At 69.3% G+C, this 16,056-nt stretch carries 13 protein-coding genes and 1 pseudogene; 9 read left to right on the plus strand and 5 right to left on the minus strand.

Annotated features, from left to right (window positions below):
- Positions 1-213: 213 nt before the first annotated feature.
- A complete protein-coding gene (gene lexA / locus STRIP9103_RS04210; protein WP_009298469.1) occupies positions 214-990 on the minus strand; it encodes a transcriptional repressor LexA in 777 nt (258 codons plus the stop codon).
- A 519-nt stretch (positions 991-1,509) separates the two neighbouring features.
- Here lexA and nrdR point away from each other — a divergent pair.
- Positions 1,510-2,073, plus strand: a complete 564-nt coding sequence (nrdR, locus tag STRIP9103_RS04215) for a transcriptional regulator NrdR (protein WP_009298474.1) — start codon at positions 1,510-1,512, stop codon at positions 2,071-2,073.
- Positions 2,074-2,233: 160 nt separating this feature from the next.
- Positions 2,234-5,128, plus strand: coding sequence for a vitamin B12-dependent ribonucleotide reductase (locus STRIP9103_RS04220; RefSeq protein ID WP_009298466.1), 2,895 nt, complete (start codon positions 2,234-2,236; stop codon positions 5,126-5,128).
- A gap of 70 nt (positions 5,129-5,198) precedes the next feature.
- Here STRIP9103_RS04220 and STRIP9103_RS04225 read toward each other — a convergent pair whose 3' ends face one another.
- Positions 5,199-5,801, minus strand: coding sequence for a TerD family protein (locus tag STRIP9103_RS04225; protein ID WP_078613791.1), 603 nt, complete (start codon positions 5,799-5,801; stop codon positions 5,199-5,201).
- Positions 5,802-5,886: 85 nt separating this feature from the next.
- Between STRIP9103_RS04225 and STRIP9103_RS04230 the strand changes: the two genes are divergently transcribed.
- The 4 genes from STRIP9103_RS04230 (at position 5,887) to STRIP9103_RS04245 (ending at position 10,155) form a co-directional block, all read left to right on the plus strand.
- A complete protein-coding gene (locus STRIP9103_RS04230; RefSeq protein WP_078613792.1) occupies positions 5,887-6,492 on the plus strand; it encodes a YdbC family protein in 606 nt (201 codons plus the stop codon).
- 184 nt (positions 6,493-6,676) lie between these two features.
- A complete protein-coding gene (locus STRIP9103_RS04235; RefSeq protein ID WP_009298473.1) occupies positions 6,677-7,336 on the plus strand; it encodes a histidine phosphatase family protein in 660 nt (219 codons plus the stop codon).
- A gap of 12 nt (positions 7,337-7,348) precedes the next feature.
- On the plus strand, positions 7,349-8,251 hold the full coding sequence (locus STRIP9103_RS04240; protein WP_009298475.1) for an ADP-ribosylglycohydrolase family protein: 903 nt from the start codon (positions 7,349-7,351) through the stop codon (positions 8,249-8,251).
- Between the two features lie 440 nt (positions 8,252-8,691).
- Complete coding sequence (locus tag STRIP9103_RS04245) at positions 8,692-10,155, plus strand: DUF4153 domain-containing protein (RefSeq protein ID WP_048819667.1); 1,464 nt, start codon at positions 8,692-8,694, stop codon at positions 10,153-10,155.
- A gap of 134 nt (positions 10,156-10,289) precedes the next feature.
- Here STRIP9103_RS04245 and STRIP9103_RS04250 read toward each other — a convergent pair whose 3' ends face one another.
- Entirely contained in the window at positions 10,290-11,840 is a 1,551-nt protein-coding gene (locus STRIP9103_RS04250) for an MFS transporter (RefSeq protein ID WP_009298463.1), read from the minus strand.
- Positions 11,841-12,011: 171 nt separating this feature from the next.
- On the opposite strand from STRIP9103_RS04250, the gene STRIP9103_RS04255 reads away from it, so the two are divergent.
- The 3 genes from STRIP9103_RS04255 to STRIP9103_RS04265 all read left to right on the plus strand — a co-directional run bounded on the left by STRIP9103_RS04255 (position 12,012) and on the right by STRIP9103_RS04265 (position 14,262).
- Complete coding sequence (locus tag STRIP9103_RS04255; RefSeq protein ID WP_009298468.1) at positions 12,012-12,635, plus strand: TetR/AcrR family transcriptional regulator; 624 nt, start codon at positions 12,012-12,014, stop codon at positions 12,633-12,635.
- A gap of 251 nt (positions 12,636-12,886) precedes the next feature.
- Complete coding sequence (locus tag STRIP9103_RS04260; RefSeq protein WP_009298476.1) at positions 12,887-13,588, plus strand: ribonuclease HII; 702 nt, start codon at positions 12,887-12,889, stop codon at positions 13,586-13,588.
- Positions 13,589-13,656: 68 nt separating this feature from the next.
- Complete coding sequence (locus STRIP9103_RS04265; protein WP_078613793.1) at positions 13,657-14,262, plus strand: hypothetical protein; 606 nt, start codon at positions 13,657-13,659, stop codon at positions 14,260-14,262.
- Between the two features lie 390 nt (positions 14,263-14,652).
- Here STRIP9103_RS04265 and STRIP9103_RS04270 read toward each other — a convergent pair whose 3' ends face one another.
- Positions 14,653-15,279 (minus strand): hypothetical protein, encoded by a 627-nt coding sequence (locus tag STRIP9103_RS04270; protein WP_009298467.1) that lies wholly within the window; start codon positions 15,277-15,279, stop codon positions 14,653-14,655.
- Positions 15,280-15,551: 272 nt separating this feature from the next.
- Positions 15,552-16,056 (minus strand): annotated as a pseudogene (locus tag STRIP9103_RS04275) (recombinase RecQ); the annotation flags it as partial.

Below are 16,056 nucleotides of genomic sequence, written 5' to 3' on the forward strand. Positions count from 1 at the left end.
CCGCTCTTCGGACAGTCCACGAACGAGACAGCCCGCGAACGCCTTCTTCAGTGGGCCTCCGACCCGGGTGGGCCTCGAACAGGCCCCGCAACGCGAACCGGCCCTGCCAAGCGAACCGGCCCCGGACAGCCCAGGACCCCGGAACCGGCGCAGAGGATTCCGGGGCCCGGATCAGGGGCGGGGGCGGATACGGGGGTCCGCCCGCCGCTGGGGTCAGACGCGGCGCAGTACCGCCACCACCTTGCCGAGGATGGTCGCGTCGTCACCCGGGATGGGCTCGTAGGCGGCGTTGTGCGGCAGCAGCCACACATGGCCGTCCTCGCGCTTGAAACGCTTGACGGTGGCCTCGCCGTCCAGCATGGCGGCCACGATGTCGCCGTTCTCGGCGACGGGCTGGCGGCGGACCGTCACCCAGTCGCCGTCGCAGATCGCGGCCTCGATCATCGAGTCACCCACGACCTTCAGGACGAACAGTTCACCGTCGCCGACGAGCTGCCGCGGCAGCGGGAACACGTCCTCCACCGACTCCTCGGCCAGGATCGGGCCACCGGCGGCGATCCGGCCGACGAGCGGGACATAGGACGCCGCCGGCTTGCCCGCGGTGTCCGTGGGCTGCGCCGTCGCCTGGTCGGAGCCGCGGACCTCGTACGCGCGCGGGCGGTGCGGGTCCCGACGCAGGAAGCCCTTGCGCTCCAAGGCCATCAGCTGATGTGCCACGGAGGACGTGCTGGACAGGCCGACCGCCTGGCCGATCTCCCGCATCGACGGCGGGTATCCGCGCCGCTGCACCGAGTCCCTGATGACTTCGATGACCCGGCGCTGCCGGTCGGTGAGCCCAGAGCTGTCCGCCCTGATGCCTGGAGGTCGGCCGGGCAGGGCGCGCTTGGGCCCCTCATGGTTCGTGGCTTCGTTCATCGCATGCACCGGCTCGAGTCGGCCCTGGGAACGGTCCTGGGCAGTGATGGTGGCACTGTCTGCGGTCGTGGTCACGTCGGCCCCTCTCGATGGTCTCCCGTGCAGCACAACGGTAGTTGCTTTCGAAAGGTTGCGCCAAACACACGTTCGAGTGAAAAACCGCTGATTACCTGACGTGATCAGGTGTCCAGGTGTATGGCTCGCATCGCGCCCGGCGGACAAAAGAGATCATTGCTGTACTCTTCACCGCCGGGGTCCGGACCTTGTGGGCCGCTCCCGCCGTGCGGATCAGTCTGCCACCCGGTGGTCCGTCAACCGGGCACCGGCCTCGCTTTCCCGTGGCGCCCACCGTATCCCCGTCCGTCCCGTGACGGTACGACCGTGCGGCACGTGCCGGTACGTGTGCGACACGCGCGTCGTGGGTGGATTTACGAGCCAAGCCCCACATCTAGTGGTTGGATTGCGGTAGTGGCCCAGAAGTTGTGGTCCCCCCGGTCTTCGAGCCCATGGTCATCGCCTATGCTGGGGGCTGCTTCGCGGGGCCCAAGAGGCCTTGTGGGGCTATTGAGTCGTGCTGTGAGGAGGGTTGGAGTTATGCACTGTCCCTTCTGCAGGCACCCCGACAGCCGCGTCGTCGACAGTCGTACGACGGACGACGGCACGTCGATCCGCAGGCGCCGCCAGTGTCCGGACTGCTCCCGTCGTTTCACGACGGTGGAGACGTGCTCGCTGATGGTGATCAAGAGGTCCGGCGTGACCGAGCCCTTCAGCCGTACCAAGGTCATCAACGGCGTGCGCAAGGCATGCCAGGGGCGGCCTGTCACCGAGGACGCGCTCGCCCAGCTCGGCCAGCGGGTCGAGGAGGCGGTGCGCGCGACCGGAAGCGCCGAGCTGACCACCCATGACGTGGGGCTGGCCATACTCGGCCCGTTGCAGGAGCTCGACCTCGTCGCCTACTTGCGGTTCGCCTCGGTCTATCGGGCGTTCGACTCGCTGGAGGACTTCGAGGCCGCCATCGCGGAACTGAGGGAAGCGCAGGAGAAGCACCCCGACGCGGACGACGAGGACGTCGACGAGGCGGTCGGGGAGCGCCGGGAGAACGACCGCGGGTCCGGAGGGGCTGCCCAAGTCCCCGTGCCCGCCCACGCCGCCGACTGACCGGCGGGCCGCCCGCCGGACCAGCAGGACCGGACGATCGGCGGCGATTTCAGACCTGTCGCGGACGGCTGTGCGAGCCGGGTCGCGGCACAAGACAGAAACACCGTGCCACGGAACAACGTGGCACTTCAGGGCGTTTTCGCCCGTACAGGGAGGCGGCATGACAGAGACGGCGAGCGGTCCGGCACGGAGTTCCCGCGCCAAGGGCACCAAGGCGAGCAAGGGCCTGCGTATCGAGCGCATCCACACCACCCCCGGCGTGCACCCGTACGACGAGGTGGCGTGGGAGCGGCGTGACGTCGTCATGACCAACTGGCGCGATGGTTCGGTCAACTTCGAACAGCGCGGCGTGGAGTTCCCCGACTTCTGGTCGGTGAACGCGGTCAACATCGTCACCAGCAAGTACTTCCGCGGTGCCGTCGGCACCCCCCAGCGCGAGGTGAGCCTGAAGCAGCTCATCGACCGCATCGTGAAGACGTACCGGAAGGCAGGCGAGGACTACAAGTACTTCGCCTCGCCCGCCGACGCCGAGATCTTCGAGCACGAACTGGCGTACGCCCTCCTGCACCAGATCTTCAGCTTCAACAGCCCCGTGTGGTTCAACGTGGGCACCCCGCAGCCCCAGCAGGTCTCCGCCTGCTTCATCCTGTCCGTCGACGACTCCATGGAGTCGATCCTCGACTGGTACAAGGAAGAGGGCATGATCTTCAAGGGCGGCTCCGGCGCCGGCCTGAACCTCTCCCGCATTCGCTCCTCCAAGGAACTGCTCTCCTCCGGCGGCAACGCCTCCGGTCCGGTCTCCTTCATGCGCGGCGCCGACGCCTCCGCAGGAACGATCAAGTCGGGTGGTGCCACCCGCCGCGCCGCCAAGATGGTCGTCCTCGACGTGGACCACCCGGACATCGAGGACTTCATCGAGACCAAGGTCAAGGAAGAGGAGAAGATCCGCGTCCTGCGCGACGCGGGCTTCGACATGGATCTGGGCGGCGACGACATCACGTCCGTCCAGTACCAGAACGCCAACAACTCGGTCCGCGTGAACGACGAGTTCATGAAGGCGGTCGAGGAGGGCGGCAAGTTCGGCCTGCGCGCCCGTATGACCGGCGAGGTCATCGAGGAGGTCGACGCCAAGACGCTCTTCCGCAAGATCGCCGACGCCGCCTGGGCCTGCGCAGACCCCGGCATCCAGTACGACGACACCATCAACAACTGGCACACCTGCCCCGAGTCCGGCCGGATCACCGCGTCGAACCCGTGCAGCGAGTACATGCACCTGGACAACACGTCCTGCAACCTGGCCTCGCTGAACCTGATGAAGTTCCTGAACGACGACGGCAAGGGCAACCAGTCCTTCGACGTCGAGCGCTTCCAGAAGGTCGTCGAGCTGGTCATCACCGCGATGGACATCTCCATCTCCTTCGCGGACTTCCCGACCCAGAAGATCGGCGAGAACACCCGCGCCTTCCGCCAGCTCGGCATCGGCTACGCCAACCTCGGCGCCCTGCTCATGGCGACCGGTCACGCGTACGACTCCAACGGTGGCCGCGCCCTCGCCGGTGCCATCACCTCCCTGATGACGGGTACGGCCTACCGCCGTTCCGCCGAACTGGCCGCGGTCGTCGGCCCGTACGACGGCTACGCCCGCAACGCCGACGCCCACAACCGCGTCATGAAGCAGCACTCCGACGCCAACGGCACGGCCGTCCGCATGGACGACCTCGACACCCCGGTGTGGGCCGCCGCCACCGAGGCCTGGCAGGACGTGCTCCGCCTCGGCGAGAAGAACGGCTTCCGCAACTCGCAGGCGTCCGTACTCGCTCCGACCGGCACCATCGGCCTGGCCATGTCCTGCGACACCACCGGTGTCGAGCCGGACCTGGCGCTGGTCAAGTTCAAGAAGCTGGTCGGCGGCGGTTCGATGCAGATCGTCAACGGCACGGTCCCGCAGGCCCTGCGCCGCCTGGGTTACCAGGAGGAGCAGATCGAGGCGATCGTCGCCCACATCGCCGACCACGGCAATGTGATCGACGCGCCGAGCCTCAAGCAGGAGCACTACGAGGTGTTCGACTGCGCCATGGGCGAGCGCGCCATCTCCCCGATGGGCCACGTCCGCATGATGGCCGCGATCCAGCCGTGGATCTCCGGCGCCATCTCCAAGACGGTCAACATGCCGGAGACGGCGACCGTCGAGGAGGTCGAGGAGATCTACTTCGAGGCCTGGAAGCTCGGCGTCAAGGCGCTCGCGATCTACCGCGACAACTGCAAGGTCGGCCAGCCGCTCTCCGCGAAGACCAAGGAGACGGAGAAGGCCGAGATCACCGAGAAGGCCGAGGAGACGATCCGGACCGCGGTCGAGAAGGTCGTCGAGTACCGCCCGGTCCGCAAGCGCCTCCCCAAGGGCCGTCCCGGCATCACCACATCCTTCACCGTCGGTGGCGCCGAGGGCTACATGATCGCCAACTCCTACCCGGACGACGGCCTGGGCGAGGTCTTCCTGAAGATGTCCAAGCAGGGCTCGACTCTCGCGGGCATGATGGACGCCTTCTCCATCGCCGTCTCGGTGGGTCTGCAGTACGGCGTGCCGCTGGAGACGTACGTCTCGAAGTTCACGAACATGCGCTTCGAGCCGGCCGGTATGACGGACGACCCGGACGTGCGGATGGCGGCGTCGATCGTCGACTACATCTTCCGCCGCCTGGCGCTGGACTTCCTGCCCTTCGAGACGCGTTCGGCGCTCGGTATCCACTCCGCCGAGGAGCGTCAGCGTCATCTGGAGACCGGTTCTTACGAGCCGATCGAGGAAGAGGTCGACGTCGAGGGCCTCGCCCAGTCGGCGCCGCGCCAGTCCGGTCTGAAGGCCGTCGCCACGCCGAAGGCCGACGACGAGGTGGTCAAGCCCGCCCCGAAGCAGGCCCACACCAGCGCCGAACTGGTGGAGATGCAGCTGGGCATCCAGGCCGACGCCCCGCTCTGCTTCTCCTGCGGCACGAAGATGCAGCGAGCCGGCTCCTGCTACATCTGCGAGGGCTGCGGCTCGACGAGCGGTTGCAGCTGACGCCTTGAGCCACTGAGGGCGGCACGGCCAGTGGTCGTGCCGCCCTTCGGCTTGCGTGGGGGCGTACGGGTCAGGATTCGCGTGGGGCGCCCATGATCTGGGCGAAGGTGGCCGGGTCCTCGTCGTAGCCGTGGATACCCGGGTTGAAGGTCCACTCACCGGAGTCGTCGCGGACGAACTCGGCCACGGTGGCGGCCGTCGACCCGAGGACGGTGCCGAAGTCGTCCTCCGCCAGGACGGTGTAGCCCTCGCGGATGCGCAGGCCGGGCTTCTGGACATTGACGAAGGCCCTGGTGCCGGTCCGCTGCTGTATGGCGACGCCGACGACGACCCGGCCGTACCGGCGGTCGAGGCGGTTCAGCTCCACCGTCATGACCTCGTCCCAGCCGAAGCCCTGGCCGGTCTTGCTGTCGCGGTTGAGGGCGATGGTGCCGTCGGGCGAGCGGCTGTCGAAGTGCACGACATAGGCGGGACTCCCACTCGGATCGGCCGCCGGGTAGGTCGCCGCGATGAGGTCGAGATCCGTGGGCGGCTGCCCGGTGGGGCTCGGATCCCACTTCAGTGACACCTCGACCTTGCGGATGCCCTTGTTGAGGCCGTTCAACAGAACTCTCCTCCCCGTTCTCCGGTGCGTTCGGGTCGAACTTCCTGGCAGTCCAGGCCAGTTGCCCATCCTCCCATGCGCGCGGGGGCGCTCGCCCTGGTTCAACCAGCCGGAGCGTGACCGGCGCCACGTTCCGTGGCCTTACCATGGCGCGGTGCTGGTCAAGTGGATTCGCTGCACCGTGGTCGACCGCCGCGGTTTCGAGCGGGGGCAGCGGAAGTGGGCGGGGCTTCTGGGGGAGCCGGGATTCCGTGGACAGGGTGGGGGCTGGAGCCGTGCACGACCCGGGGTGGCACACACCTTCTCGTTCTGGGAGAGCCGTGCCTTCTACGACTCCTTCATGGCCCGCTCCCATGACCGGCTGGCCGCCTCGCAGTCCGGCACCTACAAGGACATGCAGGTCAAGCTCTTCGACCACCGGTTCGACGTGAAAACCGGCTTCGAGCCGCGTTTCACGGACGCCGATCTGGTACGGGTCGCGCACTGTCGTGTCCACGAGGAGCGGGCCGAGCACTTCGCGCTGATGCAGGAGAAGGTCTGGAATCCCGCGATGGCCGGTTCCCCCGGCATGGTGCGCGGTCTGTTCGGGGAGGCGCCGGGTCATGAGTTCGTGATCCTCTCCATGTGGCAGTCGGCCGCCGAGCACGGCAAGTACCGCGTCGAACGCATCGAACGCCTCGCCCTGCGGGCCCAGATCGAAGCGGACGTCGCCGCCCTCGCGGGCGACATTGTGGAGCTGGAACCGAGCTGGACGGTCTGAGGTCAGTTTGAAATCCGGACTCGGACGGTTTGGAATCCGGATCATCCGAACCCATGGGGCGGCTGCGAGTTTGAAAAGTGGACTCGCTGATCGAGTGTCCTGAAGGGGCAGGACTTGTGTGACCTACGCCGTAAGGAACCCGGACGAGTGCTCGATCCGGCCCCGTCCCCTTTAGGGTTTTGGCATGGCACGACCACGGCGCATCGTCCTTGTCCGGCACGGGGAGTCAACGGGCAATGTTGATGACACCGTGTATGAACGCGAACCCGACCATGCCCTGGCGCTCACCGAGCGGGGTTGGCGGCAGGCCGAGGAGACCGGCAAACGGCTGCGTGAGGTGTTCGGCCGGGAGCGCGTGAGCGTCTACGTCTCCCCTTATCGCCGGACGCACGAGACATTCCAGGCCTTCCATCTGGACCCCGAACTGGTGCGCGTACGCGAGGAGCCCCGACTGCGCGAGCAGGACTGGGGCAACTGGCAGGACCCCCACGACGTACGCCTCCAGAAGGCCTACCGGGACGCCTACGGGCACTTCTTCTACCGCTTCGCGCAGGGCGAGTCCGGCGCCGACGTGTACGACAGGGTCGGCGGCTTCCTGGAGAGTCTGTTCCGCAGCTTCGAGGACCCCGACCATCCACCGAACGTCCTGCTCGTCACCCATGGGCTCGCCATGCGGCTGTTCTGCATGCGCTGGTTCCACTGGACCGTCGCGGAGTTCGAGTCGCTGTCCAACCCGGGGAACGCCGAGATGCGGATGCTCGTTCTCGGAGACGACGGCAAGTACACGCTCGACCGGCCGTTCGACCGCTGGCGGGACCCGGAATCGTATGGACCCACCGGTTAGAGTGGCAGTGCGATGACCGCTGACTCCTCTCCTGACGGCCGCCTGGGGCGTGCCCTGGCCAGCCTGCGCGGACTCACGGTGGGGGACGCGCTGGGCTCGCAGTACTTCGTACCCGCGAACTATCCGCTGCTTAAGCGCCGCGAGACCCCGCCCGGACCCTGGCAGTGGACCGACGACACCGAGATGGCCTGCTCTGTCGTGGCCGTTCTCGCGGCCCACCACCGGATCGACCAGGACGCGCTCGCCCGCTCCTTCGCCGTGCACCACGACTTCGACCGGGGCTACGGACCCGCGGTCAATCGTCTGCTGCGCCTGGTCCGCGAGGGCGGCGACTGGCGCGAGCTGGCCTCCGCCCTCTTCAACGGCCAGGGATCCTGGGGCAACGGAGCGGCCATGCGGATCGCCCCGTTGGGGGCCTGGTACGCGGACGACCCGGAGCAGGCGACGCACCAGGCGGAGATCTCGGCGTACCCCACGCACCAGCATCGCGAGGGCGTCGTCGGAGCCATGGCCGTTGCCGCAGCCGCCGCCCTCGCCGCCGACCCGGCGGGACCGCCGAGCGCGGGCGCCCTGCTGGACGGTGTCATCGCGCTCGTCCCGAAGAGCGCTGTCGGGGCGGGACTGCGGCGCGCCCGGGACATGCTCGACTACGACGACGCCGACACCGTCGCCGCAGTACTGGGTTGCGGACGGCGTACGACGGCGCACGACACCGTGCCGTTCGCACTCTGGTCCGCCGCACGCGCCCTCGGTGACTATGAGCAGGCCTTCTGGACGACGGCCCAGGCCGGTGGCGACGTCGACACGACTTGCGCGATCGTCGGGGGAGTGGTCGCCGCCGGGAAGGCCGGTACACCACCTGAGGCGTGGGTCGCGCAGACAGAGGGGCTGCCGGACTGGGTGCCGGTGGCATAGGGCAGCCGAAGAGGGACGTGCTTCCCCGGACCCCCTTTCCCCAACCGCCTCAACTGTCACAGGAGTGCCACAGTGCGCTCCTCGGCTACCGCCGGGAGCTCTGGCACGGCATAGCCTGTCCGCCACGCCGCCTGTTGATCATGACGAGACGCGGCGACGAGACACCGGCCCCGAACCTTCTGCCGTAGCGGCACGCTGCGTGCGGTGGTGGGTGAGGGCCGGTCGGGGGAGGGGGTCCCGTGTCCGAAACACCGTCAACACCGTCCACGTCCGAGCCCAGCGGGCCGGAAGGGCCGGAGCCGACGCCCAGGGCGCGAGCTGCCGCTGGGGAGCGCCGATCGGGTGCGGGAGCGCCCGAGGACGCCGTGTCCGAGCGTCGGGCAGGCGCGTCCGAGCCGATACCGGGCGGACCACCGCCCGTGTCGTCGCGGTCGGTCGACCTGGGGCTTGAGGAACCCGCGCCGATCCGCACCGCGACCCTGTGGGCCGCCCTGGCTACTGGCGTCCTCAGCATGCTGCTGCTCGGCGAGGGGACCTCGGTCAATCTGCTGATCGTCGCCGTGCCCGCCACGCTGGCCGTGTACTTCGCCGGGCGGAGGGCAGGCAGGCGCCCGCGCGCGTGGGCGCTCGTCTGGGGCGTCGGCGGGCTCGCCCTGCTGACGGTGCCCGTGCTGCGCGCCGCCGAGTGGCCCTCGTTCCTCGCCGTCGTCGCCGCCCTCGCGGCGGGCTCGCTCGCACTGCACGGTGGCCGCAGCTGGCCCGCCGTGCTGCTCGGTCCGATCGGCGTGTTCACCTCGGTGGTCACCGGGCCTGCGTGGGCCTGGCAGGGGCTGCGCGAACGCGCGGGCGGGGACCGGGGCCGCCTGGCACCGCTGCTACGGGGGCTGGGCGTGGCCGCGGTGCTGCTGTTCGTCTTCGGGGCGCTGTTCGCCGGGGCGGACGCTGCGTTCGCGGATCTGCTCGGCGCGCTGGTGCCGGACGTCTCCGTGTCCGACGGGCCCTGGCGGGTCCTGCTCCTCATGGTGGGCCTGTTCGGGACCCTGGCGGCGGCCCGCACGGCCGCCGCGCCCGCCCGCTGGGACCGGGTCCAGGTGCCGGCCGGCCGGGCCCGTGGTCGGGTCGAGTGGGCGCTGCCGCTGATCGGGCTCGTCGTGCTCTTCGCCGTCTTCAACGCCGTCCAACTCGCCGTGCTCTTCGGTGGCTACGACGCCGTCCTGAAGGAAACCGGACAGACGTACGCCGAGTACGCGCGCCAGGGCTTCTGGCAGCTGCTCATGGCCACGCTGCTCACCCTGGTGGTCATCGTCGTGGCCCTGCGCTGGGCGCCACGTACCCGATCGAGTGATCGGACCCTCGTGCGGGCTGTTCTTGGAACTCTGTGCGCGCTGGCGCTCGTTGTCGTGGCATCCGCTGTGCGACGTATGGACATGTATGTGGAGGCCTATGGACTGACGCGGCTGAGGATCTCGGTGCTGGCCGTGGAGCTCTGGCTCGGCCTGGTCCTCGTGCTCATCATGGCGGCCGGGGTGTGGGGTGCCCGCTGGCTGCCGCGCGCCGTCGCGGCCAGTGCCGCCGCCGGAGTGCTCGCGTTCGGGCTCGTGTCGCCGGACGGGCTGATCGCCGAGCGCAATGTGCAGCGGTACGAGGACACGGGCCGGTTCGACCTCGAGTACGCACAGGGGCTGTCCGCCGACGCCGTACCTGCCCTGGACAGGCTTGAGGAGCCCATGCGGTCGTGTGTGCTGTCGGAGATCAAGGCCGACATGGACGAGGCGAACCTCCCTTGGTACGCCACCAGTTGGGGGGACATCGAAGCCCGCCGCATCCTCGACGGGCGGCCCGTGTCGGAACGGGCCGACGGGCCGGAGTGCGGTGAGTTGGGGACGGAGACGCTGTACCGCTGAAGGCCGTTATCGAGGCCTGCCGACTCATGGTCGTGCTCAAGGGGACGGTTGTGAACATCGCGCTCCCACGCAGGGCCGGACCACGCCCGCCTCGCCGCTTCTTGGGGCATGGTCCGGCCGTCTGCGGTTTTCCGTCAGCCTCCGACGCCGGGACCCGCGGTGCCGGCGAGGGCGTCCAGGTCGCTCTTGCGGACCCTGATCACCAACGCGGCGGTGGCCAGGGCGAGTACCGCCATCGCGACCGCCGGGACGAACGCCGTCGCGATGCCCTGGGCGAGCACTTCGTGGCTCCAGGGGGCGGGCAGCTGCTGGGTCTTGGCGAACTCGGCCTTCTGCTCGGCCGTGCCGTTGGCCATGAAGTGCTGCACCTGCTTCTCCGCCTCGTCACGGCTGGCCGTACCGAAGACCGTGGTGAGGATGGACAGACCGAGCGAACCGCCCACCTGCTGGGTGGCGTTGAGCAGCCCGGACGCCGCGCCCGCCTCGTGCGGGGCGACTCCGGAGACCGCGGTCAGGGTGAGCGTCACGAAGTTCAGGCCCATGCCGAAGCCGAACATCAGCATCGGGCCGAGCACCCCGCCGAGATACGAGCTGTCGGGGCTGATGAAGGTCTGCCAGACGAGGCCGAGCGCGACGAGCGTCGAGCCGCCCACCATGAACGGCTTGGGGCCGAGCACCGGCAGGAATCGCTGCGACAGCCCGGCGCCCGTGACGATCGCGACGGTCACCGGAAGGAAGGCGAGACCGGCCTCGATCGGTGTGTACTGCAGCACGTTCTGCACGAACAACACGATGAAGAAGAACATGCCGAACATCGCCGCGGCCAGGCTCAGCATGATCACGTACGTGCCCGAGCGGTTGCGGTCGGCGAACATCCTCAGCGGGGTGATCGGCTCCTTGGCCCGGCTCTCGATGAACCCGAACGCGACCAACAGGACCGCCGCCGCCCCGAAGGAACCCAGGGCCAGGCCGTCCCGCCAGCCGTCCTCCGCCGCGCGGATGAAGCCGTAGACGAGCGAGGCCATACCGGCCGTCGAGGTGAGCGCGCCCGCGATGTCGAACCGCCCCGGGTGCCGCTCCGACTCGTTGATGTACATCGGAGTGAGCACGGCGATCAGGACACCGATGGGTACGTTGACGAAGAGCACCCATCGCCAGTCGAGCCATTCGGTGAGCATGCCGCCAGCGAGCAGACCGATGGCGCCGCCACCGGCGGAGACCGCGGCGAAGACCCCGAACGCCCGGTTGCGCTCGGGCCCTTCGGGGAACGTCGTCGTGATCAGAGCCAGCGAGGTCGGCGAGGCGATCGCGCCACCGGCACCCTGAAGGGCGCGCGCCGCCAGCAGTTGCCAGGGCTCCTGGGCGAGACCGCCCAGCAGTGAGGCGAGTGTGAAGAGCAGAATGCCGGTCATGAACACGCGGCGGCGGCCGAGGATGTCACCGGCCCGGCCGCCCAGGAGCAGTAGCCCGCCGAAGGTCAGCGTGTAGGCGCTGACCACCCATGTCAGGTCGGTGGTGCTGAACTTGAGCGCGTCTTGAATGTGCGGGAGCGCGAGGTTCACAATCGTCGCGTCGAGTACCACCATGAGTTGGCAGGCTGCGATGACGGTGAGCGCGATGCCGGGGTGCCCCTCCCGGCGGGCGGCTCCCGGCTTCTGATCCTGAATTAACGGAGAGGTTGTCACTATGGGTCCCCCACAAATGCCTTAGTGAACGATCGCGTTCACTGTCGCGTCAACGGTAGTGAGTCCCCCTTAGTGAACGCAAGCGTTCACCGAAGTCGCCGCCGTGGCGCGTCTCGTTCGTCCGCTCGTACTCCTCGATCCCCGCCCCTCAGGCTCAACGGAGAAACACAGATGGTCACTTCGCGCTGGACGGCCGCTCCTGCTCAGACGGCCTCCCCGCGCCGGCGCGGCGCCGTGCTCGAGCGCGCGATCCTCGACGCCGCGCTGGAACAGCTCAGTACGGTCGGCTGGAACGGCCTCACCATGGAGGGCGTCGCCGCCGGTGCCCAGACGGGCAAGGCCGCGGTCTACCGTCGCTGGCCGTCCAAGGAGGACCTCGTCGCGGACGCGCTCCAGGCCGGACTGCCGCGCTTCGACGAGGCCCCCGATCTGGGAAGCCTGCGCGCGGACCTGCTGGAGCTGTGCCGTCAGGCGCGCGACGCGATGTTCTCGCGCCCCGGGTCCGCTCTGCGCTCGGTGATTCACGAATGCGACAACATTCAGGCCGAGCGCTTCCATGGCGTGATCATCGGGGGTGTCGTGGAACCGATGGTCGGACTGCTGCGGCAGGTCGTGGAGCGGGGTATTCGGCGGGGCGAGGTCCGGTCCGACGCGGCCAACGGGTATGTCCTCGACGCCATTCCGGCCATCATGATGTACCGCTCGAAGATGTGCGGCAGTGAATGGAGCGAGCAGGACATCGAGGAGATGATCGACCAGTTGATGGTGCCGTTGCTGCGTCCGAGGACCGCCTGACGCGGGGGCCGGCGGCAGGGTCGAAGGCGTTCACGCGGGAGTCTTCGGCGGGTCCGGCGGTGGGGCTTCGGCGGCTCTGCGGCGGGCCTTGAACGGATTCACGACGGGTTCACGACGGAGTCTTGGGTGGGTTCACGACGGGGCTCGGGCGGGTTCACGACGGGCGTCCGGCCGGTTCGCGGTGAGGCTGATGTTGCCCCGGGAAACCTGGGTGTCGCACGGGGTCCTCGGCGGCGTAGGCTAAGGGCGCCATGCCGTACGAACCACCTACTCACACCGTCGAGCGCTCCCTCCGAGCCACGACCGGAGCGAAGGTCATTGCCGGTGTCGACGAGGTGGGGCGCGGCGCGTGGGCCGGCCCCGTCACCGTCTGCGCGGCGATCACCGGACTGCGCCGACCGCCCGAGGGCCTCACCGACTCCAAGCTCCTGACGGTCAAACGCCGGGAGTCGCTCGCCGAGGAACTGCTGAAGTGGGTGACGTCGTACGCCCTCGGTCATGCCTCTCCGGAGGAGATAGACGACTTGGGCATGACGGCCGCGCTGCGCCTCGCCGCCGTACGGGCCCTGGAGGCGCTTCCGGTGCGGCCCGACGCGGTCATCCTCGACGGCAAGCACGACTACCTCGGGGCACCGTGGCGGGTCCGTACGGTCATCAAGGGTGACCGGTCGTGCATCGCCGTCGCGGCGGCTTCGGTGATCGCCAAGGTTCAGCGCGACAAAATGATGGCCGAACTGGGTGTCGACCATGCAGACTTCGCTTTCGAGGCCAATGCCGGGTACCCGTCGCCCGTGCACAAGGCCGCACTGGCGGAGCGGGGCCCCACCCCGTACCACCGGTTGTCGTGGGCGTATCTTGATGCGCTGCCCCAGTGGCGGCACCTCAAGAAGGCCCGCACCTGGGCGGACGAAAGCGTTCCGGAGATCGAGGGTCAGCTCGGCTTCGATTTCTGACGGATTCGTTCGCACTCATGTGCCACCCGCTGACGCGAGTCGTAGCGGCGTTTGATAAACATCAGCTCATGCCTCTCATTCCCGAGGAGCCTCAGATTCACGAGAGTGCCCAGGGCCCGCGCACCACACCGGCCAGCGGCCGCGTCGCGCCGACCCCCCGTCCCGTACCCGGTCCCCGTCCCGCGGCTCCGCCGCGTCCCGGCCGCCCGGGTCCTGCCCGGCCGGTGCCGGCCCAGCGCGCGCCGCACACAGCGGCCAATCCCGGACCTTCGGCTCCGGCCGCCACTCCGCAGATCCAGCTGATCCCGGCCTCGGCCGAGGGCGCGCTGGACGCTGCGGAAGAAGCCGTCGACCTGCTGTTGGAGTCGGGTCGCGCCCCCGGCGACGTACTGGTGATCACCACCGGTGAGCCGCATCCGTGGGCCGCCCATGAGCTGTCCTTCGGTGAGGCCGCCTACTGGGCGCAGCACGACGCGGGCGACGACGTCTTCTACGCCGATGCCGCTGCCGTCGGTCGGGCCGCGCCGCGTCCCGTGGTCGTGGTCGCCGTCAATGGCGGAACCGACTCCGTCACCGCGCAGGCACTGCCGGAGGCGCTCGGCCGGGCTCGCGCCCTGCTGATCGTCTGTGGCGACCCCGCGACGATCAACTCGGTGCTGGGCGCCGGAGTCTGAGCGACTGCGGACCTCCTACCGGTCGGACCTTCGGGCTCACCGGGTAGCCGCGTGCGCCCGGAGAACAGACGAGGGCGCCTTACGGCCACACCCCGCGACGGGGCGCTTCGGCGTGCCCGCGGGGTGTTTTGGCGTGTGCTGGGGGCGTCGCTTGCGCGGGCGGATGCGGCATGCGGCATCGCTTGCGGGTGCGGGTGCGGGTGCGGGTGCGGGTGCGGGTGCGGGTGCCGGGCAGCCGGTGCAGGTGGGTATGCCCGTCCAGGTGCCCGTACGCCATGGCGAGTGCCGGTGGGGCGGTCGGGGTGGGGGGTCCGACGGTGTCGACCGAGCTGCCCTGCCAGATCACCGGCTCCCGAGAGAGCGGTCGCGTCGAAGCCGCAGGGTGCTGCCTCAGCGGGCCGCCGCGCGGCGGAGTACGTCGGACGCGACGCCGCCCGTGCGCGGTATCGGGGGCGGTGCCATGGCCGTGGAGAACGACTCGGCCGGTGAGTCCGCGTGGGGGCGGCGACCGCCGCGACCCTCGCCGAGGACCTGCCAGCCATCACGTGTCAGGGTGATGTACGCGCCGCAGCGCAGTCCGTGCAGTGTGCAGGCGTCCCGCAACCCCCACATCCACGCCCCGTCCTCCTCCGTCCAGCGCCCGTCGCCCTCACGGCAGTAGAGCAGCACGGCCGTACGCACCGGCGTGCGTCGTCGCAGGTCGTGAGGGATGACCCGACGCAACTGCGACAGCAGCGCGTTACGGAACATCCAGCCGTCGGCCGGAGCCGGGCGCCGGATGAACGAAGCACTCGCCCTCAGTCGTTCGTCCGGGTCCAGGACGGCGATGACCGCGGTCGCGGGCCGGGGTTGGTGCCGCGCGTGCAGCCCGCTGACGACCTCCCGTGGATTGCGCAGCAGCGGAATCCCGGCGGCGGCCCATTCCGCGGGCTCGAGCAACCGGTTGGCGGAAGCGGCGGACAGGTCGGCAGAGGTCGACACGGAGGCCGCCGAGGACGGAGCGAATCCGAAGGTCACGATCCTCCCTTCGGCTACGCGCCCACACAACGGGCGGGGTCGGACTGGGGGAGCGCACGCCGCAGCAGAAGCCCTACCGATTCACGGGTGAGCCGTACGGGGAGCGGACTCCAATTCTCCCTTCCGAACTTGGTTGCGGCAACGAGCAATTGGGGCCACTGACAGTTTTGTGGCGATCCATCGCTTATATCCCTGCCCACAGATCTCGATGGCAACGCCTGAGCGGCAGGATCGTTCCGCTCGATCGACGCTTGCTCAACCCCGGACCTCACTCAGCCCCGTACGGCGAGAACCAATGGCAACACTCCCTTCGCGCCCGCACGCCGTAGTACGCGTGCGGCGACCGCGAGCGTCCAGCCGGTTTCGGTCACGTCGTCCACCAGGAGCACGGGGCCGTCGGCCTCCTTGAGCGCGGCGGCCAGTTCGTCCGGCGCGGTCAGCGCCCCGTCGAGCGCCTTGAGCCGTTGTGCGCTGTTGCTGCGGGTGACCTGCGAGACCGCGCCGGTGTACGCCACGGAGCCCAGCAGGGGCAGTCGGCCGATCTCGGCGATCCGTGCGCCGAGGGTGCCGATCAGCTGTGGCCTGGTGCGCGACGCCATGGTGACGACGCCGACCGGGCGCGCCTGGGCGTCGGCATCCCCGGAGGCCCAGCCTCCGGGGCCCTTCGCCCAGTCGGCCAGCACGCCGACCACGGCCTTCGCCACATCGTCCGGTACGGCCCCGTCGGGGGCCTGGGGCGCCAGCATGGGCCGCAGGCGATTGCCCCAGCCGATGTCC

The organism is Streptomyces ipomoeae 91-03 (assembly GCF_000317595.1).
GTDB classification, from domain to species: Bacteria; Actinomycetota; Actinomycetes; order Streptomycetales; family Streptomycetaceae; genus Streptomyces; species Streptomyces ipomoeae.

What these genes read in the sequence shown, in the direction of transcription:
- STRIP9103_RS04255 (WP_009298468.1), top strand. Translation starts at nt 12,012, where the DNA reads ATGGTCACTTCGCGCTGGACGGCCGCTCCTGCTCAGACGGCCTCCCCG.
- nrdR (WP_009298474.1), top strand. Translation starts at nt 1,510, where the DNA reads ATGCACTGTCCCTTCTGCAGGCACCCCGACAGCCGCGTCGTCGACAGT.
- STRIP9103_RS04265 (WP_078613793.1), top strand. Translation starts at nt 13,657, where the DNA reads ATGCCTCTCATTCCCGAGGAGCCTCAGATTCACGAGAGTGCCCAGGGC.
- STRIP9103_RS04240 (WP_009298475.1), top strand. Translation starts at nt 7,349, where the DNA reads ATGACCGCTGACTCCTCTCCTGACGGCCGCCTGGGGCGTGCCCTGGCC.
- STRIP9103_RS04235 (WP_009298473.1), top strand. Translation starts at nt 6,677, where the DNA reads ATGGCACGACCACGGCGCATCGTCCTTGTCCGGCACGGGGAGTCAACG.
- STRIP9103_RS04220 (WP_009298466.1), top strand. Translation starts at nt 2,234, where the DNA reads ATGACAGAGACGGCGAGCGGTCCGGCACGGAGTTCCCGCGCCAAGGGC.
- STRIP9103_RS04260 (WP_009298476.1), top strand. Translation starts at nt 12,887, where the DNA reads ATGCCGTACGAACCACCTACTCACACCGTCGAGCGCTCCCTCCGAGCC.
- STRIP9103_RS04225 (WP_078613791.1), bottom strand. Translation starts at nt 5,801, where the DNA reads ATGGGCAACTGGCCTGGACTGCCAGGAAGTTCGACCCGAACGCACCGG.